This is a genomic window from Idiomarina sp. T82-3 (genome assembly GCF_001577655.1).
GTDB classification, from domain to species: domain Bacteria; phylum Pseudomonadota; class Gammaproteobacteria; order Enterobacterales; family Alteromonadaceae; genus Idiomarina; species Idiomarina baltica.
The window spans coordinates 13,355-26,974 of sequence record NZ_LSBQ01000005.1 but is presented as its reverse complement, the minus strand read 5'-3'; the positions used below and the strand labels follow the sequence as shown (position 1 = coordinate 26,974).

The window sequence follows — 13,620 nt, the reverse complement described above, 5'->3', positions numbered from 1 at the left end:
ACTATGAGTATATTATCAATGTTTTTAATTGGGTTAGCGATGTCGACCGACGCCTTTGCTGCGGCGATCGGTAAAGGCATTGCGATGCGCAAACCGACAGTCAAGCAAGCATTGAAAATTGGTATTTTATTTGGTGTCGTGGAAGCCATTACACCGATGTTAGGTTGGCTATTAGGTAAAGCGGCAGCTCAAATAATATCAGAGTACGATCATTGGGTCGCATTAGTATTACTCAGCCTGCTAGGTCTTCATATGATAAAAGAGGGTTTATCATCAGACGATGACCAAGACAGTGAAGTTGATCCAACTCAGCAGCCGTTCATAAAACTATTTTTGACCAGCATCGCCACGTCTATTGATGCGATGGCCGTCGGCGTAGGTATGGCGTTTCTTGATGTCAACATACTCCTAGTCGCCGTTATTATTGGTTGTTCAACTTTTGCCGCCGTTACTGTAGGCGTCATCATCGGTCGCTATGCCGGTCATGTTATAGGTCGCTACGCCGAGGTTGTGGGTGGCGTAGTACTGATTGGTGTCGGCGTAGGCATTGCAGCAGAGCATGTCGGGCTACTTCAGTAACCCGACCGAGGCTCATGCATTCTTAGCCTTTATGTAAAAATAGATCGCATAAAAAACGCATAAACCAATAACAATCGCGAGCCCTGTAAATGAGAAAAAAATCACTGGGTCTTTAAAAAATTGCTGCCAAATACTCATAGCTATCTCCACTCAAATTATCTATTTATCAGTTTAATCAGTCCCCTCTTCTAACCCTTTGACTTAAATCATAAAAACTTTAACTTGAAAGACGAGGAAAATGAGTTGACTATGGCGCGATAGATTTAAAGCGGAGACAGTTAAAATGCACAAACTCGTGTGGGTACTCATATTTACTAGCTGCTTAGTTTGGTCGGCATACCATCCCAAAGATCCATTGACCTGGTGGCTAGAAGTATTACCTGCACTAGTCGGCGCTCTTCTGATGGCTATCACATATCGACGCTTTACATTTACACGTTTGGTGTATGGTTTAGCTTTGATTCATTGCATCATTCTTATGGTCGGCGGACATTACACCTATGCCGAAGTGCCTTTATTCGACACGCTGGGAAGTTACTTTGATTGGCAACGCAATAATTACGATAAGTTAGGTCACTTTGCACAAGGTTTTGTGCCCGCGATGGTTGTGCGCGAAATAGTGGTTCGCAATCACCTTATTTTTGGAAGGCTTTGGCAGTTTATATTTGTTACTTCTTTTTGCCTCGCGTTTAGCGCCTTTTATGAATTGATTGAGTGGTGGGTTGCTGTTGCAACCGGTGAAGGTGCAGACGCGTTTTTAGGGACTCAGGGTTACGCATGGGATACACAATCGGACATGGCGTTTGCTTTAATTGGCGCCGTTACCGCTTTGTTGTTACTCTCGGGTATACATAATCGACAAATCGAACAGAAGCGTTCACTGTATGGCAGAACACAATAAACCGAAAGAGAACAGCAATCTCGGTGTCAGCATGGGCATCGGAGTTGCGCTGGGAACGGCAATTGGCGTTGCCATGGATCAAGTGGCTATGGGTGTCGCGTTAGGCGTCGCATTCGGCGCCGCCTACGGCTTCGCAACTAAAAAGAAGCCTGACTCGGATAACGATCAATCAGACTAAGCGCGCGGTAAATAGTCACCCAAATAATCGTCGTCAGCGAATAACTCGGCAAGAATGGCTTGCTCGGTTTGATTTCTATCGTGCTCCTTGGTGGGCAGCCGCACAATTAAATGCAATTCTTCCGCACACTGCAACTGAAGGGTCACGCGCGGCTCAACCACAGGTTGCTCGAGTCCAGTGCGATAACTCAGTCGTGCAAAATGTCGCTTCGCTTGCTCAAGGTATGGCTCGCTATGTTTTTGAGCCAACTCAAGCAACTTCTGTTTAGCAGGCCGCCATTCATGCTGACGTAAAAAGGGTACACTGAAGGTATGTAGTACAAAGTCCTGCGAATAACTCTCATTGATCACCGCTTCACTCGCAAAGAGAGAGTTAGGCAGTACCACCATTCGACCGCTACGCTGCTGCATCGAGCGACCTGGACCTACTTCTAAAATTGTGGTGGTCAGTAAATTCTGATCAATGACATCACCGCGAAATTCTTTAACTTGAATTCTATCACCGATATTAAACGATCTCGCTCCGCCTTTTATGAGCGCGCCCGAGACACACAGAATAAGTTCTTTTGTCGCAATCACCAACGCCACCGCAATGGCAACCATTGATAACGCGAACGTGCGTAATTCATGGCCCCAAATGACAACTAAGCCTAAGACCAATACGATCAACAAAATATTGCGCAATTGAATCAGCCAACGTCTGCGCATCTCGCTCGACTGAATATTGCGCCGAATAAAGCGACGTAATAAAAAACGACTCACCGCCACGACCAAAATCAATAAGAGCGTACTCACTGTCAAACGAATCAGCGACTCGGAGTTTTTGAGCTCTTCCAAAAATGCATTAAACGCTGACTGCAACACATCTGACATAAAAATTCCCAATGATTTCGAAAATAACGTTCAACTATTATGATCGTTTATTGCAAAACTCGTGTAAATAGTCTGTGACGACATTTATTTTCTACTATATTAGAAATCGTTCTACTTAAACAGGAGGTGTTTTATGGCATCAGTAAAAACTTTATCGTTAGTTAGTTTGATGGCATTGGCAAGCTTAAGTCTTGCTGCGTGTTCACAAGATTCAGCGGAAGACAAAACCGAGCAAGCAATGGAGTCTGCTAAAGAAACCGCGGATAAAATGGGCGATGCTGCAGAAGAAAAGATGGAAGAGGCAGGCGAGTATCTTTCGGATTCTGCTATCACTGCAAAAGTTAAAACAGCTCTGTTCGACAACGGCGGCTTAGATAGCTCAAAAATCAGTGTCGAAACGCGCAACAAAACGGTTTACTTACGCGGTACTGTAGCCACCGAAAATGACGCGGAAACAGCTGGCCAACTGGCTGAAGGTGTCGAAGGTGTTGAAGACGTCGAAAATGATATTGTAGTAGGCAACTAAGTTTTTGTTGCTTGAGCCACGAGCCCGTTCAAATACGGGCTCGTGCCTTTATTAACGTATTGCGCGGCGTGAGCTCGCGTTCACAAAATGACTTGAGAGATACCTCATAGCCCTGCTCTTGTAAAAATACAGCCCTATCAAGTAATAACCAACGTTCAAGATATGGCTGAAATTTCAGTCTCACCTGTTCTATCGCCTCAGTCACTAAAAACCGCTGCTCACCACGTTCTAACCAATAGTCAGGATCAAAACATGAGCTTAAATTAATATCATGTTGTGCCGCAGCCCACTGACAAAAGTCTTTGAATGAACCGGAAAAATCGCCTTGGATACTGAATTAAGCGGTTGGTAGTGCGGGTCATTTAAATGATCTTGGCGCCAAGACTCATAACCCAAGCGCCACACGAGTTCCGTTTGACGCAACTCTCGCTCCCGTTTTCCGGCGGTAACAAGCCCTTGCGCTGCGAGCCTAAGAGCGTTTTTACTCAGTCTTAAGTCACACTGTTGTGCGATCTTGGACAACGGTTCATAGTGCCCCTGTCGAATTAAATGATAGCAACACGGCGCCACCAAAATATCTCGTATCTGTGCCTCAGTAGCGTGCTCCAACAGCCTAATATGTAAGTCTCCGCACGCGTGTAATGCCACAGCCGTTTGACATCTGCGAAGTGTTTGCTGAATTTTATCATCACCATCCTTCGCTAAGACATCCTGCTGAATAAACGTCTGCGGCAGTCGGTGATGTTGTGCAAGCTCAGTGCCCTCTGCACACAGCGCAGATTGCCACTCAATACTGACCACTGGACGTTGTTGGGTAAAACTCAACAATCGCCCTAAATGCCCCTTACCAGCACACCACTCTGTGACTATCGTCGAGTGTTTAGGTACGTGGTCTATAAATGCCTGCACTTGCGATAATTTACGGCCTTTGATGCCTTGGATAAGCCAAAATGGCAGGGGATGCTCTGAAGCTTTACTCGATTCATACGCCCACACGGGATCAACTAATAATCGCAGATCGTCGAGTACCCTAGCGAGCGTCGATTCGCTTTCCCAAGGTAACTCCGTGTGTTCGAATGCAACAATGTCCCAAAATGCCCTGCTATCTGAAAGCGCCTGACTGTATTGCTCGAGCAGTTCTTTTAAGTTCACAGCGTTGACCTAATTAATAACCGGTAAGTAGTTTATCTTACTTGATAGCCATTCTTCCAGACAGCTTGAGGGTCTAATAGTAAATGCATTCCCTGCGCGGGTGATGAACCGATCAACACCATGTCGGCGCGTTGCCCCACAGCGATACGCCCTCGGCCTTTAATTCGCCAACGCTCAGCTGTCAGTGCAGTTGCTGAATGAATGGCAACTTGCCAATTAACATCTTGAGCTTCGAGCCACATGAGCTCTGCTATTAGGCTGATGCCGTGTTCGGTACCTGGGTTGGGAGCATCACTCCCGACCAGCACATCAAGCTCGCTCTCATCAAGTAACCGAGTGTTAGTTTTTAAGTTATTATAAAATGGGGTTGAGGCCATGTTCGCGCCACCACGGCTCAAGCTATTTAGTTTTTGCTGATTAAAACAGTCTCCACAGGCGGGCAAGAGTACCTGCTTATTAAATTCACCGTGGACTAAGTGCTCATAAATCATATTGGTTGGTACGATGAACACCTGTAATTGTTCCATTTTATCAATCAGTTGTTCGCTTATAGGTTGGTCGAAAAAACCATGCACCAAACCATCAGCGCCGGCAGTAACGGCGTGCTCGGCAGAAAGATGGTCGGCGACATGAACAACGGCTAGCACCTGTTGGTCATGTGCGGCTTGAATAACGCGCTGCAGTTGTTGGTAACTTATTGATGGTCGATGGGGATAGTCAACGTCTTCTGCGGTATACACAATCTTAATAAAGTCCGAGCCTTCAGCAAGGCGTTCCGAGACAGCACTCTCGGCGCTATCGTCGTCAGCGAATGGGTGGGGGCTAAACCCAAACTGCGTTCCATGTCCATCAGGCGCTGTAACCAACCGGCCAGCCCCCCACATATCCGCCTCCTGTTGCAATTGCACCGAGTTGCGTTGCTGCCGAGCTCGGCGTAATTCGCTTGGATGCCCAAATAGATCAATCACCGTTGTCACACCAAAATCAAGTGCGCGTTCTCGCGCATCACCCCAAGTATGGACATGGCTATCAATCAGCCCAGGAATAATCCACTGGTCTGGCTTGGTGGGATAAACACCTTGAATCGCTTTCGGAGGCTGCGATTCAACTCGCACAATAACGCCCTCTTCGACCGAAACATAATGCGCTCGTAGCACCTTCTCACCATCGAATACATTGATAGGCCCAATGGTAAAGCTATTGTCCTCGACCGGGGCTGGCTCAGGTAATAACCACAATAGCGCAGCGACAGCCCCAGCGCCGATAATCCAAGTAAGTTTATTCATGACTGGCTCCACTGAAGCGACCAGATAGGCTTCTTAACACTGCCATCATGCTGATACTGAAAAGGCACAAGTAGATAATATGCCAGTACCAGCTCACCTCATCGCCCTTCCCGATAACCGCATAGCCTAATTGCACCAAGTGATAACTGGGCAAGCCATAAGCGATCCATTGCACCCAGTCCGGCATCAAAAACAGGGGAAACCACAAGCCAGACAGCAACGCCATGGGTAGATAGATCAGGTTAACAACGCCTGCGGCAGCGCGGTCGGCTACTAAAGCGCCAATGAGCATCCCTAAAGCGGCAAAAGGCAAAGTACCTAAGGTAAAAATAAGTGTTAAGAGACCCCACTGCCAAAACCATAATCGGACACCGGCAAGCCAAGCCGACTCGATGTAAAGTAAGAGCAGGATCACTGCAGAAAAAGCGGCGCTGTTGATTAACTTGGCAAAAATAAAGCTATTGAACTGCATTGGCGACAATAGCTTTAAGGTGAGCCAGCCATGAGTGCGTTCACTCGCAATACTCACCGCAAGGTGAAAAAACGGTGGTCCCATAATGCCAAAACAAGCATAGGAGATAAGAAGGTAATCACTGTGGCCGTTGGAAAAATCCACCATGATGCCAAAAAAGAAGTAGAACACGACCGGGAACGCAAACGCCGGTATGTAAAAGCTGGGCGAGCGAAGCAAAGCTCGCATATCCATTTGAGCTTCAACGATCCATTGACTCATGACGTAGCTCCTCCAATCAATGTGGACATCAGTTGTTCTAAAGACATACTTTTTATCGGTAATTTTTCGGCGGGCGCCTGTTTACGCAAAAGTACGACAGAGTCTGCCAATTGGTAGGCTTCCTCTATGTAATGCGTGGTTAGAATAATGGCGACACCCTGACTTTTCAGCGATTCGATACAACGCCACATCTGTTGCCGCGTACTTAGGTCCATTCCAACGCTAGGTTCATCCAAAAACAGTAGTTGCGGTCGCCCAATAAGCGCGAGCGTAAACATGACACGTTGCTGCTCTCCTCCCGACAGCACAGCGAAACGCTTATGTAGTAACGACTCGATAGGTAAGAGTTGCTTCAACTCCTCGATACCGATGGGCTTAGTGTAATAACTCTGATAAAGCGTAATCTGCTCTTGCACAGTCAACTGCCCATTCACAGCGCCGACTTGCATGACCACGCCCCAGCGCTGCTTAAGTGACGGGCTTCTGCTCTTTTTAGGCTGTTGTTCACCAAACAGACTAATATGGCCCGCGTCCGGAGCGGTCAATCCAAGAATACAGCGAATAAGCGTCGTCTTACCGACGCCATTCTCACCCAGTACAGCAACGACCTCTCCACACCTTACATCTAATGAAAAATCGTTGAGTACGGGTGCGTTAGCGTAAGACTTCGATAAATTTGTAATTGATAAAACCGTCATCACTCACCTCCATTTGCTGTAAGGTTAGTGAGTTAAACGGTTAAGGGGCAGTCACCTTTGTCATTTCATGATGATGACAAATGTCACTGGCATGAATTACAGGTTCGTTTCATAATGCAACTATGAAACTAAAACAACCACAGCTCTGTCTTGAACGTAAATACGCTTGGGTTTATTTGATGAACCTCGGCTTTTTCGTCGTGCCAATGTTTCTATACCCGTTCACAGTATTGGAATATCTCGCGATGACAGCTGCGCTGATTGGCTTTGTGGCAAGCTACTATTGGGCATTCAGCGTTTCGTCAGCTCACATGTTGAAGCCGATTATCGTTATGTATGGGATCGCATGCGCGATTACCCCGATTAACCCAGCATCAATCACCATGTTCGCCTTTATTGGCTTTTTCCTGGGGTTCGCCTATCGTCTCCGACCCGCTCTATTGGGGCTGCTTGCTATTATATTGACACTTGCGTTGTTGCATTATTATGTCGTCGACACGTGGTCTTGGTTTGTTTATTACGGTGCAATATTAAGTGCTGCGATTTTTATCATTGGGCGTGTCGAGCGCGTGCGTCAAGAGCACTTACTGAGCCAGCAGCGCACTGATTTAGAAATTGAACAACTCGCTACTACGTTAGAACGCGAGCGCATTGCTCGTGATCTGCACGACACTTTAGGGCACACGCTTACCAGTGTGCTACTCAAGGCTGAATTGGCGCAACGCCACATCCATTCTGGTCAGAGCGACGCAGCCAGTCATCACTTGAAAGAGCTGACCGAGATTGCGCGGACCTGTTTAAAGCAAGTCAGAGAGAGCGTAACCGGTTATAAACATGGCGGTTTTGACTTTGTGCTACAACAACTCTCCGTACGCTTACAGGAAGCGGGATTCAAAGTTCATGTAGAGGGAGCGCTTACTCAGTTAAATAGGGCTTATGAAACGCCGCTTGTTTTGGCGCTCACCGAACTCGTGACAAATATCATTCGTCACAGTGAGGGGGATCACGTTCTCATAAAACTTATAGGGAAGGCTGATAATACCTACATTGAAATATTCGATAATGGACGTGTTACTGAGCTCGAGTTTGGTAATGGCTTGTTGGGAGTTAATGAGCGTATTGAACGCCTCGGTGGGCATATTGATATCAACACAACACAAGGTTGCCTAGTAAAGTTGTTCTTACCCGCAGCCGTAGTGGAATCCTGACTATGAAAATATTATTGGCTGAAGACCAAGCGATGGTGCGAACCGCCTTAGCGAGTCTACTGCGCTTAGATGGGGAATATGATGTCGATGAAGCCGCTGATGGAAACGAAGCTATAAATAGTCTTGAAGAGAATACCTATGACTTACTACTGACCGATATAGAAATGCCACATAGGACGGGGATTGACCTCGTGCATTGGGTCAAAGCTAACGCGCCTTCCACTAAAACAGTGATCATAACGACATTTAATCGCAGTGGTTATGTGAATCGTGCTGTGCAGGCGGGCGTTGATGGTTTTCTACTAAAAGATGCGCCGGTTGAGCAACTCATGCAATCATTGACTGCCATTTTGGCAGGCAAACGCGTGATTGACTCTGAGCTCCTACTCAATAGCTTTAATCAAATCGACCCGTTAACAGAAAAGGAACGCAAAGCTCTCCGGCTAGCCGCCGATGGACTAGCAACATCAGCAATTGCCAAGCAACTATTTATCGCTGAGGGCACCGCACGTAACTATCTATCCGAAGCGATTGCAAAAGTCGGTGCTAAAAATCGCGTCGAGGCAGCTCGTATTGCCCAGCTAAAAGGATGGTTATAGATAATTAACTAGGAATCGTTAACCAAAGACTCCCCATGAGCAATAAGGTTAACGTTATAATTGGTACGAATAATGCTGACGAATGCTTCTTCATAGCGCCCCCAATTTTTGTTGTTATTTTTGTTAACGTATTGTTATAGAAAAAGATTTATCTTGTGTCAATGCTTTGCACTTCGTGCTACGCTTGATCGCGCAATCACTTCGACCCTCTTTTTCAGAAAAAGTTCAATTTTTATGTATGATCACGCGTCTGAAATAGTTAAGGCTGCTGAATTGCTTCGTGGCAACACCCCCTTTACTTTGTTGTCTGGCGCGGGGCTCAGCACCGATTCGGGGATTCCTGCCTACCGTAATGCTCAGGGTAAATGGGTTCACTCGCCCCCGATGCAACACCATGACTTTATGAATAATGATGCGGCGCGAAAACGCTATTGGGCGCGTAGCTTAGGCGGCTGGTTAAATTTATATCATGCGCAACCAAACCGTGCACATCAGGTTATCGCACAGTTTCAACAACACGGGTTTATCGATACCGTTATTACGCAAAATGTTGATGGACTGCATCAAAAAGCGGGGAGTTCAACGGTGATTAACCTTCACGGATACGCCAACGACATCGTCTGTATGACGTGCGGCGATAGATCACCTCGTTTCGATTTACATCAACGATATGCCGAGCTCAATCCACGATTTAATCAATCAGCTTCGGTCATTAAGCCAGATGGCGATGCAAAACTATCAGCACCAACGGACGAATTTAAACTCATCCATTGCGATCATTGTGGCGGGATCTTAAAGCCCGATGTGGTCTACTTCGGCGATAATGTACCCAAAAAACGAGTTGAAGCCTGTTATCAAGCTATTGATGACAGTCAAGGTTTACTTATCGTTGGTTCCTCATTAAAAGTGTTTTCGGGATTTCGTTTTGCTCGCTATGCCTATCAACAACATAAGCCAGTGATTATTATCACAAAAGGTATAACGCGAGCGGATGATTTAGCCACGATTAAGATTGACGGAAACATTGCGGAAACGCTTGAGCAATTTCGTCGTTTATTACGACTGCCAAAATAAACGCAGGTGTTTGTGGCACCTGCGTTTTGTTGCGGATTTCAGCCTGTAGAGCTTAGGGATTATAGACGACGTTCAACGTTACACCACTAAAGCTTTGATAAGCGCGAATTCCAATATGCCAGGTACCTGACTGTGGATTCGAGAAGCTACAGCTTTCATTATTGCCACTTAAATACGGACGACAGTCATAACTATTACTTCCAGGCTGACTACCATATTGAACGTACAAATCGGCGTCGCCAGAACCACCTGAAATATCAATATCCAGGGTGCTCATACCGGCAGGCACTTCGATGGTATAACGCACCCAATTACCTGTTGATGCAGAAAGATCGCTTACACTGCCGCCACCGCCAGTCGCACCGCCGTCACCGGGGTCTCCCGAGCCGCCTCCTGAAGCGCCGGTTACTGCACCGCTGGCATCAACGATACCGACGCCACAACCACTACAACTTCCGGGAAAGCTGCGTGCTGTTTGCTTCAAAATGCTCTCAACATCATCTGGACTAGCACTCGGATTAGCTTCTTTAATTAATGCGGCTACACCCGCTACGTGAGGCGTCGCCATTGAAGTTCCTTGACTATAGCCGTACGTATCACTGCCTGGTGTGCTACTGCCCGAGTTGTAGGTAGAAAGTACACCATTCGGATCATTGGCGTAAGACATTGCGCCACCCGGTGCAGCAACATCCACGTTAGAGCCGTAGTTAGAGTAGTAAGCTCGGCTTCCATTTCGGTTAGTCGCCGCAACGTTCACCACGCCACTACAGTTACCTGGGTTATAATTGGTCGAGTTGTCATTACTATTGCCTGACGCCACAACCACAGTGGTGCCGTTACCTCGGGCAATATTAATTGCCTGCTGCGTTGCGCTCGAACAAGCGCCCTGTCCACCTAAGCTCATATTGATAACATCGGCTGGATTCGCATTGCTTGGTACGCCCGATACCGAGCCCCCTGAGGCCCAAATAATGCCATCAGCGATATCTGCCGTGGTACCGCCGCAACGACCGAGTACCCGCACAGGTACTACTTTTGCACCGTAAGCAACCCCAGCTACGCCTTGACCATTATTGGTCACGGCTGCGATGGTGCCTGCCACATGCGTACCGTGCCAGCTTGAGTCCTGATCTTGAGCTGGATAGCCGTTACCGCACGCTCCCGCACTCACCCAGTCACCTGGATCACGCGGATCGGAGTCTCGACCATTACCATCGTTGCCAATGAAGCTATTTGAAATCATGTCATAGCCCGGTAGGATGTTACCTACAAGATCACCATGAGGGCGATACCCCGTATCTAAAACTGCCACCACGGTGCCTGCGCCGGTCACGCTGTTCCACGCATTTTCTACATTGAGTCCGCCAGTAGACTCGTAATAGTGCCACTGATCGCTGTAATCAGGATCGTTAGGAGTCGCAAAGTGACGTAATAATTTGTTTTCTTCAACACTCGCCACCTCAGGGTGCTTGGCAATTTGCGCCATCATCTTTTTCGCCTGTCCGGGCGGAATTTTCTTATCAAGATCAAACACAAAATGGTTAGCCAGACCCATTTCACGCTCAAACTTAATTGAACCCCCGGTCTGGGCAGAGAAATCGCGTGCGACACGACTCGCTGCATTGGCTACTGCGGCAGCACGACTCAGACCTCGTTGTGCTGCTTGATTCGCCACCTCGTTCATTACTTGTGAACGTTCTTTAAAGGTAACTATGAAGCCTGTGGTTAAGGATTGATTAGGAGTAACGGTCTGTGTCGGAAGACCGACTGAAGCCTTGGGTGGCTGAAACGATTGGTTAACCGCGACAGCTGAGGGGACCGCTACAGTCGAAAGTGCAGCACTCACCCACACGGCAAGTCTTTGATTTTTCTTAAAACTTATATGTTTATACATGGTTAACCTTTTTTGTTATTTGAAGAATACTGGCAAAAAATCCAGCCATTAATCATTAACACATGTATATTTTATGTAAATAAATATGACGTCAATTTTACATTATATTTACACATATTGACATCACTAAAAGGCATAAGCAACGTGTGTATTTGTTTTTAGCCAGGTGTCACTATATGCTCAGGTAAAATCAATTTGAGGAAACAAAATGTCAGCATTTCAATCGCCCTTACCCACGCTGTTGATCATTTTAGCGATCATCATTTTATTAGTGCTATCTGTTCGAATCGTTCCCCAACAGCAAGTTTATGTTATTGAGTTATTTGGCAAATATCGCCGTATGCTAACTCCTGGCTTAAACTTTATTATTCCGATTATCGAACGCGTAGCTCACAAGCAGTCAATGCGAACGCGAGAGTTACAAGTCAGTGTTGAGACGAAAACACAAGATAATGTCTTTGTAACCGTCCGCGTCAGTGTGCAGTATCGAGTCGAGAATAAGGACGCCGTTTACAATGCTTTCTACCAACTCGAAGACCCTGAGCGCCAAATGGAGAGCTATATTTTCAACTCAGTGCGGGCTCAGATTCCAAAACAACCACTTGATGAAGTGTTTGATAACAAAGACGCAATCAGTGATGCAGTACAAGCTGAATTAGAGAGTGTCATCGAAGGCTACGGCTTCAACATAATTGCATCGCTCGTTACCGATATCGATCCCGATGAAGAAGTCAAACATTCGATGAATAAAATCAATGCCGCGGAAAGAGAGCGTCGCGCAGCAGAACACCAAGCGGAAGCAGAAAAAATTCTCGCTGTTAAGAAAGCTGAAGCAGATAAAGAATCAAAAATCCTTCAAGGTGAAGGGGTCGCAGGACAGCGCAAAGCGATTGCGGAGGGCTTAAGTGAAAGTATCGCCTTAGTACGTAAAGAGGATAGCGACATCAGTGCTCATGACGTCATCGATCTACTGAAGTTCACCAATTACGTTGATACCTTAGCCGCCTTGGATACCGCAAACAGTAAAGTGATCATGGTACCCATGCCAACGACTCAGTTCGAACAATTCAATCAAGCCATTATTCGTGGTAACGAGGCCAGTGCAAAAGACTAGCCTCGGCGTTCGTTTACTGCTGATTTGGGATAATACGTAGTTCGACGCGACGGTTTTGCTGTCGGCCTTGCGCGGTATCATTCGTGGCAATCGGCTGACTTTCCCCAAAACCTTGCGTCGTAACGCGGCGCGAGTCGACCCCGTATCCGACTAGATAATTACGCACGGCATTCGCACGGTTTAACGATAGTTGCTGGTTATAATCGGCTGAGCCGGTGCTATCCGTGTGCCCCTCTATCATCATCGTTGTCTTGTTATACTTATTGAGTACAGCGGCAACGTCCTCAAGTACCGGATAAAAGTTTTGCGAAATATTGGCACTCTCAGAAGCGAAGGTAATATTTCCCGGAAGTTGCAAGCGAATATTATCGCCATCACGGATAACTTGCACACCCGAGCCTGACAGCTCGTCGCGAAACGCCTCCTCCTGCTTATCCATGTAGTTCCCAATCGCGCTACCGGCCAAAGCGCCCACGGCGGCACCCCAAAGATAGCGACTCTTGTCATGGTCGCCAGTTCCTTTACCTATTACTGCACCCGCAACAGCGCCAATGGCGGCGCCTTTTTGAGTGTTATTCATGGTATTCGAGCACCCCGTTAAAGCAAGCGCTCCTGCAATTCCTAGAATTAACAATCGACTATTCATACCTAATCCTCTACCCATCACGCCTATTGGTTAAAATTAGCATGTCTTTACAAAAAATCATTAACGCTTTTCATGATCTTTACGCAACACATAAAGTGAATCGATCAATCCAAAACAGCTGTGCCACGTATCACAAGGTCATAGTCATTTAGTAAATTGG

At 46.8% G+C, this 13,620-nt stretch carries 17 protein-coding genes; 8 read left to right on the top strand and 9 right to left on the bottom strand.

Annotated elements, in window-relative coordinates; translation table 11 throughout:
* Window positions 1–3 precede the first annotated feature (3 nt).
* Entirely contained in the window at window positions 4–579 is a 576-nt protein-coding gene (locus tag AWU56_RS04630; protein ID WP_040487884.1) for a manganese efflux pump MntP, read from the top strand.
* 12 nt (window positions 580–591) lie between these two features.
* On the opposite strand, the gene AWU56_RS04625 is transcribed toward AWU56_RS04630, so the two are convergent.
* Entirely contained in the window at window positions 592–717 is a 126-nt protein-coding gene (locus AWU56_RS04625) for a DUF3149 domain-containing protein (protein WP_006955574.1), read from the bottom strand.
* Between the two features lie 145 nt (window positions 718–862).
* Here AWU56_RS04625 and AWU56_RS04620 point away from each other — a divergent pair, with 145 nt between their 5' ends.
* Both AWU56_RS04620 and AWU56_RS04615 read left to right on the top strand, forming a co-directional pair.
* Entirely contained in the window at window positions 863–1,480 is a 618-nt protein-coding gene (locus tag AWU56_RS04620) for a DUF2238 domain-containing protein (protein WP_286681890.1), read from the top strand.
* On the top strand, window positions 1,464–1,658 hold the full coding sequence (locus AWU56_RS04615; RefSeq protein WP_286681889.1) for a glycine zipper domain-containing protein: 195 nt from the start codon (window positions 1,464–1,466) through the stop codon (window positions 1,656–1,658). Before AWU56_RS04620 ends, AWU56_RS04615 begins: the two co-directional genes overlap by 17 nt.
* On the opposite strand, the gene AWU56_RS04610 is transcribed toward AWU56_RS04615, so the two are convergent.
* Window positions 1,655–2,530 (bottom strand): mechanosensitive ion channel domain-containing protein, encoded by an 876-nt coding sequence (locus AWU56_RS04610; RefSeq protein WP_286681888.1) that lies wholly within the window; start codon window positions 2,528–2,530, stop codon window positions 1,655–1,657. The genes AWU56_RS04615 and AWU56_RS04610 overlap by 4 nt on opposite strands.
* 133 nt (window positions 2,531–2,663) lie before the next feature.
* Between AWU56_RS04610 and AWU56_RS04605 the strand changes: the two genes are divergently transcribed.
* The gene (locus tag AWU56_RS04605; RefSeq protein WP_286681887.1) at window positions 2,664–3,056 is read left to right on the top strand and encodes a BON domain-containing protein; all 393 of its coding nucleotides are present in this window, start codon (window positions 2,664–2,666) and stop codon (window positions 3,054–3,056) included.
* 28 nt (window positions 3,057–3,084) lie between these two features.
* Here the strand turns inward: AWU56_RS04605 and AWU56_RS04600 are convergent, their stop codons facing one another.
* The 5 genes from AWU56_RS04600 to AWU56_RS04580 all read right to left on the bottom strand — a co-directional run bounded on the left by AWU56_RS04600 (window position 3,085) and on the right by AWU56_RS04580 (window position 6,925).
* Window positions 3,085–3,240, bottom strand: a complete 156-nt coding sequence (locus AWU56_RS04600; protein ID WP_286681886.1) for a hypothetical protein — start codon at window positions 3,238–3,240, stop codon at window positions 3,085–3,087.
* 74 nt (window positions 3,241–3,314) lie between these two features.
* A complete protein-coding gene (locus AWU56_RS04595; protein ID WP_286681885.1) occupies window positions 3,315–4,208 on the bottom strand; it encodes a methyltransferase in 894 nt (297 codons plus the stop codon).
* A 32-nt stretch (window positions 4,209–4,240) separates the two neighbouring features.
* Window positions 4,241–5,494 (bottom strand): amidohydrolase family protein, encoded by a 1,254-nt coding sequence (locus AWU56_RS04590; RefSeq protein WP_286681884.1) that lies wholly within the window; start codon window positions 5,492–5,494, stop codon window positions 4,241–4,243.
* A complete protein-coding gene (locus tag AWU56_RS04585; RefSeq protein ID WP_272978181.1) occupies window positions 5,487–6,227 on the bottom strand; it encodes an ABC transporter permease in 741 nt (246 codons plus the stop codon). The genes AWU56_RS04590 and AWU56_RS04585 overlap by 8 nt, the downstream gene beginning before the upstream one ends.
* Window positions 6,224–6,925: an ABC transporter ATP-binding protein gene (locus AWU56_RS04580; RefSeq protein ID WP_272978182.1), complete on the bottom strand. Its 702-nt coding sequence runs from the start codon at window positions 6,923–6,925 to the stop codon at window positions 6,224–6,226. The genes AWU56_RS04585 and AWU56_RS04580 overlap by 4 nt, the downstream gene beginning before the upstream one ends.
* Window positions 6,926–7,047: 122 nt before the next feature.
* Here AWU56_RS04580 and AWU56_RS04575 point away from each other — a divergent pair, with 122 nt between their 5' ends.
* The 3 genes from AWU56_RS04575 to AWU56_RS04565 all read left to right on the top strand — a co-directional run bounded on the left by AWU56_RS04575 (window position 7,048) and on the right by AWU56_RS04565 (window position 9,806).
* Window positions 7,048–8,133, top strand: a complete 1,086-nt coding sequence (locus AWU56_RS04575) for a sensor histidine kinase (RefSeq protein ID WP_286681883.1) — start codon at window positions 7,048–7,050, stop codon at window positions 8,131–8,133.
* 2 nt (window positions 8,134–8,135) lie between these two features.
* Complete coding sequence (locus AWU56_RS04570) at window positions 8,136–8,732, top strand: response regulator transcription factor (RefSeq protein WP_006955584.1); 597 nt, start codon at window positions 8,136–8,138, stop codon at window positions 8,730–8,732.
* A 234-nt stretch (window positions 8,733–8,966) separates the two neighbouring features.
* Window positions 8,967–9,806: an NAD-dependent protein deacetylase gene (locus AWU56_RS04565; RefSeq protein ID WP_286681882.1), complete on the top strand. Its 840-nt coding sequence runs from the start codon at window positions 8,967–8,969 to the stop codon at window positions 9,804–9,806.
* 52 nt (window positions 9,807–9,858) lie between these two features.
* On the opposite strand, the gene AWU56_RS04560 is transcribed toward AWU56_RS04565, so the two are convergent.
* The gene (locus AWU56_RS04560; RefSeq protein WP_272978185.1) at window positions 9,859–11,700 is read right to left on the bottom strand and encodes a S8 family serine peptidase; all 1,842 of its coding nucleotides are present in this window, start codon (window positions 11,698–11,700) and stop codon (window positions 9,859–9,861) included.
* 208 nt (window positions 11,701–11,908) lie between these two features.
* On the opposite strand from AWU56_RS04560, the gene AWU56_RS04555 reads away from it, so the two are divergent.
* On the top strand, window positions 11,909–12,814 hold the full coding sequence (locus AWU56_RS04555; protein WP_006955587.1) for an SPFH domain-containing protein: 906 nt from the start codon (window positions 11,909–11,911) through the stop codon (window positions 12,812–12,814).
* A gap of 13 nt (window positions 12,815–12,827) precedes the next feature.
* Here the strand turns inward: AWU56_RS04555 and AWU56_RS04550 are convergent, their stop codons facing one another.
* Window positions 12,828–13,460, bottom strand: a complete 633-nt coding sequence (locus tag AWU56_RS04550; RefSeq protein WP_040487887.1) for a YiaD family glycine zipper/OmpA-like lipoprotein — start codon at window positions 13,458–13,460, stop codon at window positions 12,828–12,830.
* Window positions 13,461–13,620: the final 160 nt, after the last annotated feature.

Excerpts from the sequence above, each read along its gene's own strand:
- AWU56_RS04630 (WP_040487884.1), top strand. The coding sequence starts at position 4 with ATGAGTATATTATCAATGTTTTTAATTGGGTTAGCGATGTCGACCGAC.
- AWU56_RS04625 (WP_006955574.1), bottom strand. The coding sequence starts at position 717 with ATGAGTATTTGGCAGCAATTTTTTAAAGACCCAGTGATTTTTTTCTCA.
- AWU56_RS04620 (WP_286681890.1), top strand. The coding sequence starts at position 863 with ATGCACAAACTCGTGTGGGTACTCATATTTACTAGCTGCTTAGTTTGG.
- AWU56_RS04615 (WP_286681889.1), top strand. The coding sequence starts at position 1,464 with ATGGCAGAACACAATAAACCGAAAGAGAACAGCAATCTCGGTGTCAGC.
- AWU56_RS04610 (WP_286681888.1), bottom strand. The coding sequence starts at position 2,530 with ATGTCAGATGTGTTGCAGTCAGCGTTTAATGCATTTTTGGAAGAGCTC.
- AWU56_RS04605 (WP_286681887.1), top strand. The coding sequence starts at position 2,664 with ATGGCATCAGTAAAAACTTTATCGTTAGTTAGTTTGATGGCATTGGCA.
- AWU56_RS04590 (WP_286681884.1), bottom strand. The coding sequence starts at position 5,494 with ATGAATAAACTTACTTGGATTATCGGCGCTGGGGCTGTCGCTGCGCTA.
- AWU56_RS04585 (WP_272978181.1), bottom strand. The coding sequence starts at position 6,227 with ATGAGTCAATGGATCGTTGAAGCTCAAATGGATATGCGAGCTTTGCTT.
- AWU56_RS04580 (WP_272978182.1), bottom strand. The coding sequence starts at position 6,925 with ATGACGGTTTTATCAATTACAAATTTATCGAAGTCTTACGCTAACGCA.
- AWU56_RS04575 (WP_286681883.1), top strand. The coding sequence starts at position 7,048 with ATGAAACTAAAACAACCACAGCTCTGTCTTGAACGTAAATACGCTTGG.
- AWU56_RS04570 (WP_006955584.1), top strand. The coding sequence starts at position 8,136 with ATGAAAATATTATTGGCTGAAGACCAAGCGATGGTGCGAACCGCCTTA.
- AWU56_RS04565 (WP_286681882.1), top strand. The coding sequence starts at position 8,967 with ATGTATGATCACGCGTCTGAAATAGTTAAGGCTGCTGAATTGCTTCGT.
- AWU56_RS04560 (WP_272978185.1), bottom strand. The coding sequence starts at position 11,700 with ATGTATAAACATATAAGTTTTAAGAAAAATCAAAGACTTGCCGTGTGG.
- AWU56_RS04555 (WP_006955587.1), top strand. The coding sequence starts at position 11,909 with ATGTCAGCATTTCAATCGCCCTTACCCACGCTGTTGATCATTTTAGCG.
- AWU56_RS04550 (WP_040487887.1), bottom strand. The coding sequence starts at position 13,460 with ATGAATAGTCGATTGTTAATTCTAGGAATTGCAGGAGCGCTTGCTTTA.